Raw genomic sequence first — 14,270 nt, 5'->3', positions numbered from 1 at the left:
AAAAGAAGAATCGAGCTAAAACAAAGCTCGATTCTTCTTTTTTCCTTTTTTCCCTTCGATGACTGTTAAGTGGGATGATGTTCGTTTTTTCGGTAAGCGGTGGTGCGTTCCTTTCTTCGAATAGGACAATGCTTTTGCTGAAGGTCTTCGGTCCCGGTTCACATGAAGCTTTTTCGATTGGTTGACCGCTCTTAAATAGGCGGCATTTTCTTTATTGAAACGCCGCTGGGAAATCCAACGAAAAAGCGCATATATAATGGCGATCGTAAGACCGATAAAGATGATGCGGCGGAGCAGTATCACCGGCTCGGAAAATAGTGTAAATGCCAGGCCGAAGGCTCCTAATAATAGAACAATCCCAATCAATGGATGAAATGTGCGACGGAACATTCCGCATCCACCTCCCTGATAATTACCGAACGGCTTTGGTTGCCTCCTGTCCTTCTTCTAGTCGAAGGAGCTCCTGAAATGAAGCAATCGCCACTTCCACTTGCTCGTCGCTCGGTTCTTTTGTTGTCAGCAGCTGCAGCCATAAACCCGGATAGCCGAGCCAGCGCAGTACGGGAATGCTTCTTAACCGGTTAGTAAACTGCAGGACTTCGAAAGAGATCCCCAGCACGACCGGAATTAAGGCAATACGGTTAACAATTCTCAACCAAAGCGGATCTGTCGGAACAGCCAAGTAGACAAAGACACCGACAATAACAGTAAATAGAATAAAGCTGCTGCCGCACCGATAATGCAGGCGCGATTGCCGCTGAACATTTTCGATCGTAAGCGGAACGTTACTTTCAAAGGCGTTGATCACCTTATGCTCCGCTCCGTGGTATTGGAATACACGCTTAATTAACGGCGTCAGAGAAACAGCGTAAATATAAGCAAGCAACAGCAGTAGCTTAAACGCTCCTTCCACCAACACCTGCGCTGTTTTCGTCGGAAAAAGAGGTTTTGTAAAATTCGCTAAAAACACCGGAATAATGGTGAATAAAAATTTCCCGAACAGAAATGATAAGACGCCAATGACTGCTACGCTGAGAATCAAAGACAGCTTCGACTTTTCTTTTTTTGGCTCATTCAGCGTGTCGTCATCTTTTGGGTCTAGATCGTAGCGTTCACTAGCAAACTGAAAATGCTTGGCGCCGTTTGCGCTCGCTTCTAAGATAGCGACAATTCCGCGAATCAAAGGAATCCTTTTTAAAAATGATAATGTTGGATTTGTTTGGCGAAGCATATGAAAATATTCGATTGTCTGATCTTTTCGGCGAATCGCGGTTACAGAATGCTTTCTTCCTGCAAACATCACGCCCTCTACCACGGCTTGCCCGCCATATATCGGTTTGATCATTTTCTCCATCGTGTCGACACCAACCTATTTCGTTATTTATATTCTATTCTACAAGAAATAGCGAGAAACCTCTAGGTCGATGCTATGATTATCATTTCCAAAAATAAAAATGGATAGACATGCCAAACGAATTTTTTTTAATTTATATGGATATAAATGCAACTTGTTGCGAATGGTCTCTATGGAACACCGACGGTCGGAGAAGTTTTGGGGAGCTTTTTGTCACGTGAGCATGTGGCAAGAATTCGAACAGCCGAATCATCTATGGATCGATGAAGCGGCGCTGTTCGTCCCTCAACCACATTGTTCAGATACATGTTAAAGTCTTAAGTTGCATCTATAATAGATACAGCTAAAAGGTTGAACCGATAGCCCATTCCAAAGCAGAGTCCCATTTTTTCAACGACTGAATGCAAGGCGGTGACGGATCTTCGTTATGCCAAAGCGCGGCGGAGTGCCCAACCGTCGAAAAATGTCCCCAACTTCCTATCGCTGCAAGTGCTAAGAGGCCAAGTTACATTTATATAGTCAGTTATGTTGATGATCCAACTAATATTGCCCGGTTCTTGGTTGTACGAGCCACTTGCTTGTCGACTGGACATGCTGACCGCTTATGTGTGGCCAGATGATTCTGTACGAAAATAATGGACAATCAACACTTGTGATATATAGTCATGAATTTGCCGATGAAGGGCCATACTAACAAAAAGGAGGTGTCAAGCATTCATGAAGGACAATGGGCAATCACTTGAACAAAATCAGCGTGAACAACCGATGTCGCTGTTAATGAAAGCGATGATTACTGGATTTGTCGGCGGTATATTTTGGAGTCTGCTGGGATATTTGGCTAGCTTTTTTCATTTTACGGAATTAAGTCCTAATATGCTTCTGCTTCCATGGAATTTTGGTGATTGGAAATATGGAAAGACGGGAAATTATCTTGCCGTTTTCCTCATCGGTTTATTATCTATATTAGTGGCTCTACTTTATTATGTGCTGTTGCGTAAAATAAAAAGCATGTGGGCGGGCATCGGATACGGTGTGGCATTATGGATTATTGTGTTTTATGTGCTGAATCCGCTGATTCCGGGATTGCGTTCTGTCTCTGAGCTTGAACGGAATACGGTTATTACAACCATCTGCTTGTATATTTTGTATGGTCTGTTCATCGGTTACTCCATTTCGTTTGAACATCAAGAAAGCGAGTATAAGCAAACACAGGTAAGAAATGAGTAGTGGTCCAACCCTTTTTATGCTAAAATATGATTGTTTAAACATTTTGGCGATTTGGCTTAAAAGGGGTTGCGGAAATGGCACGTCTTCTTTTAATTAATGGTCCAAACTTAAATTTGCTTGGCAAACGAGAGCCTCATGTTTACGGAAGCGGAACTTTGCATGACTTAGAGCAGCAGTTAATCTCGTTTGCATCCGAACGGGAAACAGAACTGGCATGCGTTCAGAGCAATCACGAAGGAGACATCATCGAGCAAATTCATGCTGCCGATGGTGTGTATGATGGTGTGATTTTAAATGCAGGTGCATTTACTCATTATAGTTATGCCATTCGTGATGCCATTGCCAGTGTTAATGTCCCGGTCATTGAAGTACATATTTCCAACATCCATGCCCGCGAGCCGTTCCGCCATGAGTCGGTCATTGCACCGGTAGTGATCGGACAAATTGTGGGTCTTGGCGTGACCGGATATCGCTTAGCCATTTTAGCGCTATTGGACAAATTAGGGGAAGGGGAGAGAGCATGGAAAAACTAGAAAAACTACGTGCTTGTTTTGCTGAGTACGGCATTGATGGAATGTTGATTACAAACAGCTATAATCGCCGCTATATGACAGGCTTTACCGGAACGGCCGGCGTAGCGGTGATCAGCAAAACAGAAGCGGTATTTATTACGGACTTTCGTTATGCTGAACAAGCTGCCAAGCAAATTAAAGGATACGAGATTGTTCAGCATGCTGGTTCCATCATCGAAGAAGTAGCTAAACAGGCGGCCCGCCTTCAAATTAAAAAGCTTGGTTTTGAACAGGATCATCTATCCTATGCCACTTTTCAAGCCTATGAAAGAGAGGCGGAAGTGGTGCTTGTCCCTGTTTCCGGTTTAGTTGAAAAGTTACGCTTGATTAAGTCGGATTCAGAGATTAAGATATTAAAGGAAGCAGCGGAGATTGCTGATGCAGCGTTCAACCATATACTTCAGTTTATTCGCCCCGGGGTACGGGAAATCGAGGTTGCTCATGAATTAGAATTTTTTATGCGCAAGCAGGGCGCTATTTCGTCTTCGTTTGATATTATCGTTGCATCTGGCTATCGGTCAGCATTACCGCACGGAGTGGCAACTGACAAAATCATTGAAAAAGGGGAATTCGTCACGCTCGATTTTGGTGCTTATTACCACGGCTACTGTTCGGATATCACCCGAACCGTCGCGGTTGGTGAAGTCAGCGATGAGCTAAAAAAGATTTATGATATTGTATTAAAAGCACAGCTGCGCGGCATGGAAGGAATTAAGCCGGGCATGACTGGAAAAGAAGCAGATGCGCTGACCCGTGATTATATTTCGGAACAAGGATATGGCGAGCATTTCGGGCATTCCACCGGTCATGGAATCGGTCTGGAGATTCACGAAGGGCCGACACTATCGGTTCGTTCTGATGTAAGATTGGAGCCGGGCATGGTGGTGACGGTCGAACCAGGAATTTACATAGCAGGGCTTGGCGGTGTGCGTATTGAGGATGATACGGTTGTCACCGCGGATGGTAATGATCCGCTGACTCGCTCACCAAAAGAGTTGATCATTTTATAATACTTGTAAGTGGGAGGACATTCGTCAATGATTTCAGTGAACGATTTTCGTACAGGATTAACGATTGAAGTAGATGGCGATATTTGGCGCGTCATTGAATTCCAGCACGTAAAACCAGGAAAGGGAGCTGCATTTGTTCGTTCCAAGCTTCGCAACCTTCGCACAGGTGCTATTCAAGAAAAAACGTTCCGCGCCGGTGAAAAAGTCAACCGTGCGCAAATTGACAATCGCAAAATGCAATACTTATATGCAAACGGCGATCAGCACGTGTTTATGGATACAGAAACGTATGAGCAAATTGAGCTTTCCTCACAGCAAATCGAGTATGAGTTGAAATTTCTAAAAGAAAACATGGAAGTCTTTATTATGATGTATCAAGGCGAAACGATCGGTGTAGAGCTTCCAAATACAGTAGAGTTGAAAGTGGTGGAAACAGAGCCGGGCATTAAAGGTGATACGGCTTCTGGCGGTTCTAAACCAGCTACATTAGAAACAGGGCTTGTTGTTCAAGTGCCGTTCTTTGTAAATGAAGGAGATGTGCTCATTATCAATACAACAGACGGAACTTATGTTTCCCGCGCTTAAGCGAATGATAGGGATGGTAGGCAAAGCTAACTTAGCGTTTGCCTACCATCATTTTTATTTGTAGCACTTTTTCGCATCAGTCCTGCTTAAAAACGCTCAACAGGGAAGCAACGAATCCGAATGCAGAGGAAATGGGAATAAAGAAGTTCATGAGCGGACGAATGCGGACAGTGACACGGGATGAAAGCGTTTTTTGTCAACCACCTGATTCCTTGCTTTTTAGCAAGGAGTTTTTTTATGCAAAAAATTGCTTCTGAAATGAATGAGCGTTGCATACGTTTGTACTAATCATTTTATTTATGAGGAGGAACCCATGAAGCGATGGTTGTCCATGATCGATTCAACGGTGCTTTCCATGGCTGGAATGCGTTTTTTGTCGGCGACAATTGAACTGACTGCTGCGATCATCATGCTTTGTCTCAATGACGTAAAAAAAGCGGTTGCCGTCAATGCGATGCTTGCCATTGTCGGCCCGATTATTTTTATAGTAACGATGACAATTGGCCTTCTTTCCGTAGCGGACGAGCTTTCATTTTCTAAATTATTTTGGATTGCCCTTGGTGTTGGTTTGATTTTAGTTGGCATCTATAAATAAGGGGTGTGCACTTATGGAAAAGGAGGGGGAAAGATGAATGAGATTATCGAAATTCTGCCAAAAACAATCAGCTCCGCTCTTTTGAAGCTGCCTCCTTCTTGGAAAGAGGAACTCGAAGAAATTCGGATCAGAATTCAGAAACCGCTTGAGGTAACGATGAAGGGGATGGTTCATTTTCTGCCGTACGAAGTGACCGCTGAAGATGGCACACATCTTCTGAATAAAATTAGCCACTATTCCATTTATGCGATGGAGGAAGAGCTGAAAAGAGGATTTATCACGATTCAAGGCGGCCATCGTGTAGGACTAGCCGGGAAAGTGATTACAGATGGAGGAAATGTGAAAGCGATCCGACATGTTACCTCCTTTAATATTCGCATAGCCAGACAAAAAGTTGGAATTGCTGAGCCGCTGATTCCATATGTATACGATGGTCGTTGGTGTAGCACGATGATTATTGGCTCTCCGCAAACAGGCAAAACGACACTGCTCCGCGATATCGCACGAATGGTCAGCACTGGCGTACCGATGAAGAAAATTCCTCCAAAAAAGGTCGGAATTGTGGATGAACGTTCAGAAATTGCCGGATGTGTGAAAGGCATTCCTCAATTTGATTTAGGTCACCGCATTGATGTATTAGATGCTTGTCCAAAGGCCGAAGGAATGATGATGATGATTCGTTCGATGAGCCCGGAGGTGTTAATTGTCGATGAAATTGGCCGTATAGAGGATAGCGAAGCCTTATTAGAAGCTGTTCATGCGGGAGTTTGCGTTTGGACGACAGTTCATGGGAAAAATTGGAACGATGTCGCTTTACGGCCAACATTACGTGCAATGATTGAACAGCGTGTATTTGATCGATTTATCGAATTAACAAACGAACGGGGACCAGGAACCGTTCGCCGCATCACAGATCAAAATGGAACGGTGCTCTATGAGGCGGTGGCAAGAAGATGAAATGGATTGGCGCTCTTCTTATTTTACTGGCGACAACATGGACAGGATTTGAAACAGCCAACAGACTCAGCGAGCGTCCGCGGCAATTGCGGCAATTAAAAACCGCATTGCAGGCACTCGAAGCAGAGATTATGTATGGGCATACACCGCTATCAGAAGCTGCCTTGCATTTGGCGAACCAGCTGCCTCTGCCTCTCTCGCGTTTTTTCCAGCAATTTGCGGAAACGCTCCAAACGGGGGAAACGAGCGTAAAAGAAGCATGGCAGGAAAGCTTGCAAAGCATCTGGGGAGCTACGGCGCTCAAACAAGGGGAGTTTGAAGTGATGAAGCAATTTGGCGAAACATTAGGGCAGTATGATCGAATGGCCCAGCAAAAGCAGATCGCTCTAGCAATCGTCCACCTTGAAAGAGAAGAACAAGATGCGCTAGAGAAAAAAGCGCGTTATGAAAAAATGGCTAAAAGCTTAGGTTTGCTCACAGGATTGCTCATTATTATTTTATTGATCTAATTAGGAGGAAGCAGCTATGGGAATTGATGTCGATATCATTTTTAAAATTGCTGGAGTTGGCATCGTTGTTGCGTTTTTGCATACCGTGCTGGACCAGATGGGGAAAAAGGAATATGCCCAATGGGTGACGCTGCTCGGCTTCATTTACATTTTATTTATGGTGGCCTCCATTGTTAGCGATTTATTTCAAAAAATTAAGGACGTATTTTTGTTTCAAAGCTAGGAGGGGAAGAGCCATTCAAATATTGCAAATTGTAGGGATCGGGCTGATTGCAACGTTTTTAGCCATTTTGCTTAAGGAGCAAAAATCCAGTGTGGCGTTTTTGTTGACCGTGTTTGTTGGTTGTGTGATTTTTCTGTTTTTGATTGATCAAATTAGCCATATTATTCATATGCTTCAAAAAATGGTCTCTGATACAAAGATTAATATGATTTATTTTGAAACGATTTTAAAAATTATTGGTATTGCTTATATTGCCGAATTTGCAGCGCAAATTTCGAAAGATGCCGGTCAAGGGGCGATTGCTTCCAAAATTGAGCTGGGGGGAAAAATTTTAATTTTGGCGATGGCCATCCCGATTTTAACCGCCATTATTGAAACGGTCATCGGGCTCATTCCTACGTCATAGCAAAGGGGGTGATGGATTGAAAAAAACGTTGATATCCCTGATCTGGTGCGGCTTCTTTTTTTTCATTCCGCACATTGTACAAGCTGCCGATGATCATCAGCCGCTTATGCAAAAGCAGATAGAAGCGCTTGGAATTGATGAGGTGCAGCAATATTGGAATGAAATCGTGACAAAGTATGGCGGATTTTTGCCGGAAAGTCAAAAAGGATCACTTGTCCAGTTTTTGCAAGGACAAAAAGAGTGGTCGATGAAAGAATGGCTTCTGGCGTTGCTCAAATTTCTGATGTACGAGTTGCAAATGAATGGGAAACTTCTTGGTACGCTTATTTTATTAACCGTATTTAGCATGTTTTTGCAGTCGCTACAAACGGCTTTTGAGCAGCAGGCGGTTAGTAAGGTAGCTTATGCCGTTGTCTATATGGTGCTCATTATTATTGCTTTAAATAGCTTTCGTCTCGCGATGGAGTATGCGCATGAAGCCATCCAGACAATGACGCATTTTATGGTTGCCATGGTCCCTCTTTTGTTAGCCTTGCTCGCTTCTTCCGGCGGATTAATCTCTGCTGCGTTTTTTCATCCTATCATTCTATTTTTAATGAATACAACTGGAGTGGTTGTACAGTATGTGACGCTCCCTCTTTTATTTTTGGCAGCGCTATTAGGAATTGTCAGCACGATGTCTGAGCATTACAAAGTGACGCAACTGGCCGATTTGCTCACAAAGGTAGCCGTTGGGACGCTCGGCGCCATTTTAACGGTTTTTCTTGGCGTTATGTCTGTAAAAGGGACAACCTCGGCCGTTGCCGATGGCATTGCTTTACGAACGACAAAGTTTGTCACGGGAAATTTTGTTCCTGTCGTTGGAAAAATGTTTACGGATGCAGCTGATACCGTTGTCACCGCTTCTATGTTATTGAAAAACGCGGTAGGTATTGTCGGGGTAGCACTTTTGTTAATGATTGTCATTTTCCCGGCTTTAAAGATTTTTGTGATTGCTTTTATTTATAAGCTTTCAGCTGCGGTTTTACAGCCGCTTGGCGGCGGCGCCATTATATCGTGCTTGAATGTGATAAGCAAGAGCATTACTTATGTTTTTGCAGCATTAGCAATCGTATCATTGATGTTTTTTCTTAGTTTAACTGTGATCATTACAGCCGGAAATATCGCGATGATGGTGCGGTAGAAGGGGGAAACGGGATGCATGTGATTACAGAGTGGGTTACCAATATCATTCTATTCATCTTATTTGCGACGATTATCGACTTGCTGCTCCCTTCCTCTTCTTTTCAAAAATATGTAAAAATGGTGGTCGGACTGATTCTTCTTCTTGTTATGCTATCACCTCTTTTACATATTTTCTCGATTGATGTCAATCGTTTTCTCGCTGCCATTACAGAGGAAGACTACGGACAGCAAGATATGATGAAAAATGAACTAGAAAACAAGAAAAAAGAAATACAAGCCTCACAACGTGCATATATTTTAGAACAAACGGCTGTCCAGATGAAAAAACAAGTAGCTGAGGAGTTGATGAAGCAATATGGATTGACTGTCAAACAAATTGTTGTACAAACAAAAGAAAATGAACATGAATCATTACAAATTCCTGATGATATTCAAACCATTAAAGTCATTGTAAGTAAATCGCAAGATCCCGAAGCGGTTCAGCCTGTCGTGATTGATACGGCGAAATCGCTTGAACCATCAGCTGAAGAAACCGAACAAACAAAAAAGCTCGCTTCGTTCTTTGCAGCAAAATGGGATGTACATGAAGAAAAAATCGATGTACAAATCGAGGGGAGGGAATGGGGGGATGTTTCCGTTCATTAAACGCTGGCTAGAACCACAAGAAAAAGGAACTGGCGAAAAGAAGGCAACGCCGATTTCTTACGTTTTTGTGCTACTGCTGCTTGGTGTTTTGTTTATGCTAATGAGCCATAATTGGAAAAATGATGCGGCACCGGCGGACTCTGTCGCCGCTTTAAAACAGGAGACGGATGAGCAGGCTGTCGAGACCTTTGGACGCAACAAGGACACGAAAGCTAAGGTGATTGCCGAATATGAACAACGCTACGAGGAGCAGCTAAAATCAGCGCTTGAAGATATTCAAGGAGTGCGTGATGTCAAAGTTGTTGTCAACGTGGATGCTACAGAGATGCAAATATTAGAAAAAAACGAAGTAACTCAGCAGCAAACAACGGATGAAACAGACAAAGAAGGCGGGACACGTAAAATTCAAAATTATTCATCAAATGAACAAGTCGTCATTATACAGGATGGCGATAAAGAAACACCGATTGTCGTAACGACGAAAAAACCAGATATTCGCGGGGTGCTTGTTGTAGCTAAAGGAGCGGATAATCTGCAGGTGAAACAGTGGATTGTAGAAGCAGTAACGCGTGTGCTAAATGTGCCGAGCTACCGAGTTGCTGTACTGCCAAAAAAATAGGGGAGGATCGATGGAAATGTTAAAAAAGCAAACAGTTTGGTTATTAACAATGTTGAGTTTAGTTGTCGTATTATCGGTGTATTACGTAACAGCGCCAAAAGATATGAATGATCGCGTTGCTTTTACGGATGAGCAAAATCAAACAAACCAAACAGAAAAAACAGCTTCTACAAAAGAAGAGGCAAATGTCGCGGTGGATGAAGCGGAGGCAAAGGATGAAAAGGTCACTTCAAGCGCTACGAGCGATGACGATGTATTTACGGCATTGCGCTTACAAATTGAGGATGAACGCAGCCGCCAGCGAGATCAATTAAATACCATTGTTACTTCATCAAACACAACACCGGAGCAAAAGAATGACGCATATGAAAAAATGCAACAACTTCAAACGATCGCTAATAAAGAGGCAACATTAGAGACATTAATTAAATCCAAGGGTGGATACGAAGACGTACTCGTTCGTGCTGATGGCGACACAGTAAGAGTAATGGTAAAAGCAAAACAAAGCTCGACAAAAGCGGCTAATGAAATTATCCAGCTTGTAAAAAGCGAGATGAAGGATATGCAGGATATAGCTGTCGAGTTTCAGCCCGTCAAATAAGCAAGCGAAGAGCTGGCTTCCAAAAGGATGCCAGTTTTTTTATCCTCGCAGAATTTGTATTTAGACTTTTCAAAAAAAATACGCTGCTGTCTAGCTTCAAGCGCCATCATCTCGAGTCGGATCTGCCCCACACTGCGGCGGCGACACGTGGAGTCCCGCCCGCCGCAGAATCAAGCTTGGCTTAGTTCGAGCTCTCCTTGGCGGACGCTTTGCGCTTTTCTTATCCTCGCTGATCGCCCCTTTCAATGCTTATGGCATGAGTGGGGGATAAAGAACTTCGTGTTGGTTAGTCGCGATTATCCCTACTCACATCTGGAACATATATAGAGGAATCAAGCTCTAGTATTACCAGTGTTCATATATCAAATGAAGAGACATTTTATTTTTACAGTGGAAAAATTGTTTTTATGCTATATAATAGAAATTGTTTATATGACTAGGTAATAAATCAAATAGCCTAGTTAAATTCTACAGTTGAATATGAGGGAAGGTCTGTCGTATGATGGTAGTATATGAAATTATTTTGGGGCGAGAGGTGTGAACAATGTTGAAAATTCAAGAAATTCGCGAAATCATTCGACTTATTGACCAATCTAGTATTGAGGAATTTTTATATGAGCATGATGGAGTAAAGGTTCATATGAAGAAGCCAAATGGAAGCGTCCCGGTTGAAGCGGTTGCAAAAGCAGCAGTCGTAGAACCAGCACCAGTAGCTGTTGTGAAAGAAGCAGCGCCACAGGTGGAAGCAGCTCCAGCTGTTCCGGAGACAAAGCCGGCAGAAGCACCGAAGCAAGAAGCGGTGAAAGCAGAAAATTTACATAAAATTACTTCTCCGATGGTTGGTACATTCTATGCAGCTCCATCGCCAGATGCAGCGCCATATGTGAAGACGGGTGATAAAATAAAGCCAAATACGGTTGTCTGCATTATTGAAGCAATGAAGCTATTTAATGAGATTGAGGCAGAAGTTAACGGTGAGATTGTAGAAATTCTTGTGCAAAACGGGCAGCTCGTCGAATATGGACAGCCTTTATTCCTTGTAAAAACTGAATAGGGAGAGGACGAGCCATGATCAAAAAATTATTAGTAGCGAACCGAGGCGAAATTGCTGTTCGCGTCATTCGTGCCTGCAAAGAGCTTGGCATTGAAACGGTAGCTGTATTTTCCGAAGCGGATCGGGAGGCGTTGCACGTCCAATTAGCTGATGAGGCGTATTGTATTGGACCAACAGCTTCTAAAGATAGCTATTTAAACTTTACGAATATTATGAGTGTCGCTACGCTAACAGGCAGTGATGCGATCCACCCAGGGTATGGTTTTTTGGCGGAAAATGCTGCATTTGCTGAGCTTTGCCGTGAGTGCAATGTGACATTTGTTGGTCCAAGTCCGGAAGCGATTACAAAAATGGGAATAAAGGATATTGCGCGCGAAACGATGCGCGAGGCCGGAGTCCCAATCGTTCCAGGTTCAAAAGGAATTATTGAAAGTATCGACGAAGCGCTTGCGTTGGCGAATGAAATTGGCTATCCTGTTATTATTAAAGCGACAGCAGGCGGAGGCGGAAAAGGAATTCGCGTGGCTAGAAACGAACAAGAATTAATAAAGGGAATTAATATCACGCAACAAGAAGCCGCCACTGCGTTTGGGAATCCGGGTGTATATATTGAGAAATACATTGAGGATTTTCGGCATGTCGAAATCCAAGTGCTTGCTGATGCTCACGGCAATGTGATTCATTTGGGAGAACGCGACTGTTCCATTCAGCGCCGTTTACAAAAGCTTGTAGAGGAAGCGCCGTCTCCAGCTCTTGACGAAAACATACGTGAACAGATGGGAGAAGCGGCAGTAAAAGCGGCCAAAGCGGTCAACTACACAGGCGCGGGAACCGTTGAGTTCATTTTTGACCATAAAGCTAAAAAATTCTATTTTATGGAAATGAACACGCGTATCCAAGTGGAACATCCTGTTACGGAACTGATTACAGGAGTTGATTTAATTAGAGAACAAATTCGTGTGGCATCAGGAGAAAAGCTTTCTCTTACACAAGAAGACGTGACGTTTAATGGCTGGGCAATCGAATGCCGCATTAATGCTGAAAATCCTGAGAAAAATTTCATGCCGTCTCCAGGTCGCATTCAAATGTACCTTCCTCCTGGAGGGTTAGGAGTTCGTGTGGATTCCGCGGCATATCCAGGCTACATGATTCCACCTTATTATGATTCCATGATCGCCAAACTGATTGTGCATGCTCCTACAAGAGAAGAAGCGATCGCGCGCATGAAACGAGCGCTAAGTGAATTTGTTATTGAAGGCATTCATACAACGATTCCATTCCACTTAAAATTATTAGAGCACGAAAAATTCGTGCAGGGAGATTTTAATACAAAGTTTCTTGAGTTGTATGATGTCATGAAATCATCATAAAGGAGGAGCGGTGAATGTCAGAAAATGTATTTGACATTGAGCAGGGAGCAGCAAGCTTAGGAAAAGTGGAAATTGCTCCAGAGGTCATTGAGGTCATTGCTGGAATCGCAGCAAACGAGGTTGAAGGAGTTGCGCAAATGCGCGGAAATTTTGCAGCTGGTGTTGTTGAGCGGTTCGGAAAGAAAAATCACGGAAAAGGCGTGAAGGTAGACGTAAAGGAAGAAGGAGTAGCGATCGATATTTATTGCCTTGTCCAATTCGGCGTTTCTATTCCAAATGTGGCTAAGAAAATTCAAGAAAATGTCCGTCAGGCACTCTTTAATATGACTGGACTGGAAACAAGCGAAATCAACGTTCACATTGTTGGAATTCAGCTTGAAACAGCGAAGCAGCAAGAACTAGAGGTTGAGCAATAAAAGGGCGAAAAGGGGGCTTTTCATGATATCATTCATGAGCCCCCTTGTATTTTTTTGAAACTTTGGTATCTTAATGGACAGATCCTTTTTCGGGATATGGAGAAAAGGCGATAATTTTTTGTGTCATCTAAATGATTTGTACGGATTATAGTGTCGTTTAGCGAAAAAATATGGTATGATCATCACATAACGTTCGTTTATTTGTAAAGGAGTGAACATAATGAAGAGGCATACAGCGAGAGAAAAAGCATTGCAAGCCTTGTTTCAAATTGATGTTGGCCATATCGAGCCGGAAGAGGCGATTCAAAATGTAATAAAAAAAGAGGAGGAAGCCGATCCGTTTTTACGTCAGCTTGTTTTCGGGGTAATGGAGCACCAAACGGAAATTGATGCGTTATTATCCGACCATTTAGAAAAATGGACGCTTCAACGAGTGGCTAACGTGGATCGAGCGATCTTGCGCATGGCGACATATGAAATGAAGTATACAGAGGATGTGCCTGTTAAAGTCATTTTGGACGAAGCCATTGAGTTGGCGAAAAAGTTTGGGGATGACAAATCAGGCCGATTTATTAACGGAGTTCTTTCAAAGGTAAAGGACGCATTATACGGGCCAGCGACAAAATGAGAGGCAGAACGCAAACAGCTCCTGTCTGTTTTATTGTGACAAAAATAAGCGGCCGATGCTTGGCGTGAATAAAGATCGGGGCCGTTAGAGACAGCAGCTGTTTCCTTAAGCGCTTTGGGAGAAAATAGGGAAATCAGGCGATTTTCATCGTGCTTTATTTGTTAACCGCTTATACTCGTGGTGTCAGATAAAATGGATTTTTTGTTGTCCGTGTCCTGTATGTAAAAGCTGCGTTTTCCCGACTATCAACATCAATGATCGCCTGTTCACACGGAGACAAATGTCGGGATAGCGTCGTGCTCAAACTAGCACCA

19 protein-coding genes are annotated in these 14,270 nt (G+C 43.2%); 17 read left to right on the top strand and 2 right to left on the bottom strand.

The features are described from left to right. Positions 1–15 precede the first annotated feature (15 nt). Positions 16–390 (bottom strand): SA1362 family protein, encoded by a 375-nt coding sequence (locus GGQ95_RS05300; protein WP_066145783.1) that lies wholly within the window; start codon positions 388–390, stop codon positions 16–18. Between the two features lie 22 nt (positions 391–412). Beyond that, complete coding sequence (locus GGQ95_RS05295) at positions 413–1,345, bottom strand: DUF1385 domain-containing protein (RefSeq protein ID WP_183186481.1); 933 nt, start codon at positions 1,343–1,345, stop codon at positions 413–415. Between the two features lie 726 nt (positions 1,346–2,071). Here GGQ95_RS05295 and GGQ95_RS05290 point away from each other — a divergent pair. The 17 genes from GGQ95_RS05290 to nusB all read left to right on the top strand — a co-directional run bounded on the left by GGQ95_RS05290 (position 2,072) and on the right by nusB (position 13,956). Then, positions 2,072–2,581: a YqhR family membrane protein gene (locus GGQ95_RS05290; RefSeq protein ID WP_183186459.1), complete on the top strand. Its 510-nt coding sequence runs from the start codon at positions 2,072–2,074 to the stop codon at positions 2,579–2,581. 74 nt (positions 2,582–2,655) lie between these two features. Beyond that, positions 2,656–3,114 (top strand): type II 3-dehydroquinate dehydratase, encoded by a 459-nt coding sequence (aroQ, locus tag GGQ95_RS05285; RefSeq protein WP_066145773.1) that lies wholly within the window; start codon positions 2,656–2,658, stop codon positions 3,112–3,114. Continuing rightward, on the top strand, positions 3,102–4,163 hold the full coding sequence (locus GGQ95_RS05280) for a M24 family metallopeptidase (RefSeq protein WP_080862323.1): 1,062 nt from the start codon (positions 3,102–3,104) through the stop codon (positions 4,161–4,163). The genes aroQ and GGQ95_RS05280 overlap by 13 nt, the downstream gene beginning before the upstream one ends. A 27-nt stretch (positions 4,164–4,190) precedes the next feature. Beyond that, positions 4,191–4,748, top strand: a complete 558-nt coding sequence (gene efp, locus GGQ95_RS05275; RefSeq protein WP_044744485.1) for an elongation factor P — start codon at positions 4,191–4,193, stop codon at positions 4,746–4,748. 313 nt (positions 4,749–5,061) lie between these two features. Further along, positions 5,062–5,343 (top strand): YqhV family protein, encoded by a 282-nt coding sequence (locus GGQ95_RS05270; protein WP_044744484.1) that lies wholly within the window; start codon positions 5,062–5,064, stop codon positions 5,341–5,343. 33 nt (positions 5,344–5,376) lie between these two features. Continuing rightward, the gene (gene spoIIIAA / locus GGQ95_RS05265; RefSeq protein ID WP_066145767.1) at positions 5,377–6,300 is read left to right on the top strand and encodes a stage III sporulation protein AA; all 924 of its coding nucleotides are present in this window, start codon (positions 5,377–5,379) and stop codon (positions 6,298–6,300) included. Beyond that, the gene (gene spoIIIAB / locus GGQ95_RS05260) at positions 6,297–6,809 is read left to right on the top strand and encodes a stage III sporulation protein SpoIIIAB (protein ID WP_066145764.1); all 513 of its coding nucleotides are present in this window, start codon (positions 6,297–6,299) and stop codon (positions 6,807–6,809) included. Before spoIIIAA ends, spoIIIAB begins: the two co-directional genes overlap by 4 nt. Before the next feature lie 16 nt (positions 6,810–6,825). After that, a complete protein-coding gene (gene spoIIIAC / locus GGQ95_RS05255) occupies positions 6,826–7,032 on the top strand; it encodes a stage III sporulation protein AC (RefSeq protein WP_027407755.1) in 207 nt (68 codons plus the stop codon). A 22-nt stretch (positions 7,033–7,054) separates the two neighbouring features. Next, on the top strand, positions 7,055–7,438 hold the full coding sequence (gene spoIIIAD / locus GGQ95_RS05250) for a stage III sporulation protein AD (protein ID WP_066145761.1): 384 nt from the start codon (positions 7,055–7,057) through the stop codon (positions 7,436–7,438). Positions 7,439–7,454: 16 nt separating this feature from the next. Beyond that, positions 7,455–8,621, top strand: coding sequence for a stage III sporulation protein AE (gene spoIIIAE / locus GGQ95_RS05245; protein ID WP_183186458.1), 1,167 nt, complete (start codon positions 7,455–7,457; stop codon positions 8,619–8,621). Positions 8,622–8,635: 14 nt separating this feature from the next. Then, positions 8,636–9,268 carry a stage III sporulation protein AF gene (gene spoIIIAF, locus GGQ95_RS05240; protein WP_066145754.1) on the top strand — a complete coding sequence of 211 codons (633 nt, stop codon included), beginning with the start codon at positions 8,636–8,638 and terminating at the stop codon, positions 9,266–9,268. After that, positions 9,252–9,887: a stage III sporulation protein AG gene (spoIIIAG, locus tag GGQ95_RS05235; protein WP_044744478.1), complete on the top strand. Its 636-nt coding sequence runs from the start codon at positions 9,252–9,254 to the stop codon at positions 9,885–9,887. Before spoIIIAF ends, spoIIIAG begins: the two co-directional genes overlap by 17 nt. Before the next feature lie 16 nt (positions 9,888–9,903). Further along, positions 9,904–10,488, top strand: a complete 585-nt coding sequence (locus GGQ95_RS05230) for a SpoIIIAH-like family protein (RefSeq protein ID WP_044744686.1) — start codon at positions 9,904–9,906, stop codon at positions 10,486–10,488. A gap of 544 nt (positions 10,489–11,032) precedes the next feature. Beyond that, positions 11,033–11,542, top strand: a complete 510-nt coding sequence (accB, locus tag GGQ95_RS05225) for an acetyl-CoA carboxylase biotin carboxyl carrier protein (protein ID WP_183186457.1) — start codon at positions 11,033–11,035, stop codon at positions 11,540–11,542. A gap of 14 nt (positions 11,543–11,556) precedes the next feature. Then, positions 11,557–12,912, top strand: coding sequence for an acetyl-CoA carboxylase biotin carboxylase subunit (gene accC, locus GGQ95_RS05220; protein ID WP_044744476.1), 1,356 nt, complete (start codon positions 11,557–11,559; stop codon positions 12,910–12,912). A 14-nt stretch (positions 12,913–12,926) separates the two neighbouring features. Continuing rightward, positions 12,927–13,328 carry an Asp23/Gls24 family envelope stress response protein gene (locus GGQ95_RS05215; protein WP_044744475.1) on the top strand — a complete coding sequence of 134 codons (402 nt, stop codon included), beginning with the start codon at positions 12,927–12,929 and terminating at the stop codon, positions 13,326–13,328. 220 nt (positions 13,329–13,548) lie between these two features. Continuing rightward, positions 13,549–13,956 carry a transcription antitermination factor NusB gene (nusB, locus tag GGQ95_RS05210; RefSeq protein ID WP_044744474.1) on the top strand — a complete coding sequence of 136 codons (408 nt, stop codon included), beginning with the start codon at positions 13,549–13,551 and terminating at the stop codon, positions 13,954–13,956. The last annotated feature ends 314 nt before the right edge of the window (positions 13,957–14,270 follow it).

Source organism: Anoxybacteroides rupiense, assembly GCF_014196195.1.
GTDB classification, from domain to species: domain Bacteria; phylum Bacillota; class Bacilli; order Bacillales; family Anoxybacillaceae; genus Anoxybacteroides; species Anoxybacteroides rupiense.
The sequence above is the reverse complement of the archived record's forward strand: the minus strand, read 5'-3'. Positions and strand labels throughout refer to the sequence as shown.

Coding starts and splice junctions, on each gene's coding strand:
- GGQ95_RS05215 (WP_044744475.1), top strand. CDS start 12,927: ATGTCAGAAAATGTATTTGACATTGAGCAGGGAGCAGCAAGCTTAGGA.
- GGQ95_RS05280 (WP_080862323.1), top strand. CDS start 3,102: ATGGAAAAACTAGAAAAACTACGTGCTTGTTTTGCTGAGTACGGCATT.
- spoIIIAA (WP_066145767.1), top strand. CDS start 5,377: ATGAATGAGATTATCGAAATTCTGCCAAAAACAATCAGCTCCGCTCTT.
- spoIIIAC (WP_027407755.1), top strand. CDS start 6,826: ATGGGAATTGATGTCGATATCATTTTTAAAATTGCTGGAGTTGGCATC.
- GGQ95_RS05300 (WP_066145783.1), bottom strand. CDS start 390: ATGTTCCGTCGCACATTTCATCCATTGATTGGGATTGTTCTATTATTA.
- spoIIIAG (WP_044744478.1), top strand. CDS start 9,252: ATGTTTCCGTTCATTAAACGCTGGCTAGAACCACAAGAAAAAGGAACT.
- accC (WP_044744476.1), top strand. CDS start 11,557: ATGATCAAAAAATTATTAGTAGCGAACCGAGGCGAAATTGCTGTTCGC.
- efp (WP_044744485.1), top strand. CDS start 4,191: ATGATTTCAGTGAACGATTTTCGTACAGGATTAACGATTGAAGTAGAT.
- GGQ95_RS05270 (WP_044744484.1), top strand. CDS start 5,062: ATGAAGCGATGGTTGTCCATGATCGATTCAACGGTGCTTTCCATGGCT.
- GGQ95_RS05230 (WP_044744686.1), top strand. CDS start 9,904: ATGTTAAAAAAGCAAACAGTTTGGTTATTAACAATGTTGAGTTTAGTT.
- GGQ95_RS05295 (WP_183186481.1), bottom strand. CDS start 1,345: ATGATCAAACCGATATATGGCGGGCAAGCCGTGGTAGAGGGCGTGATG.
- aroQ (WP_066145773.1), top strand. CDS start 2,656: ATGGCACGTCTTCTTTTAATTAATGGTCCAAACTTAAATTTGCTTGGC.
- spoIIIAB (WP_066145764.1), top strand. CDS start 6,297: ATGAAATGGATTGGCGCTCTTCTTATTTTACTGGCGACAACATGGACA.
- accB (WP_183186457.1), top strand. CDS start 11,033: ATGTTGAAAATTCAAGAAATTCGCGAAATCATTCGACTTATTGACCAA.
- nusB (WP_044744474.1), top strand. CDS start 13,549: ATGAAGAGGCATACAGCGAGAGAAAAAGCATTGCAAGCCTTGTTTCAA.
- spoIIIAF (WP_066145754.1), top strand. CDS start 8,636: ATGCATGTGATTACAGAGTGGGTTACCAATATCATTCTATTCATCTTA.
- GGQ95_RS05290 (WP_183186459.1), top strand. CDS start 2,072: ATGAAGGACAATGGGCAATCACTTGAACAAAATCAGCGTGAACAACCG.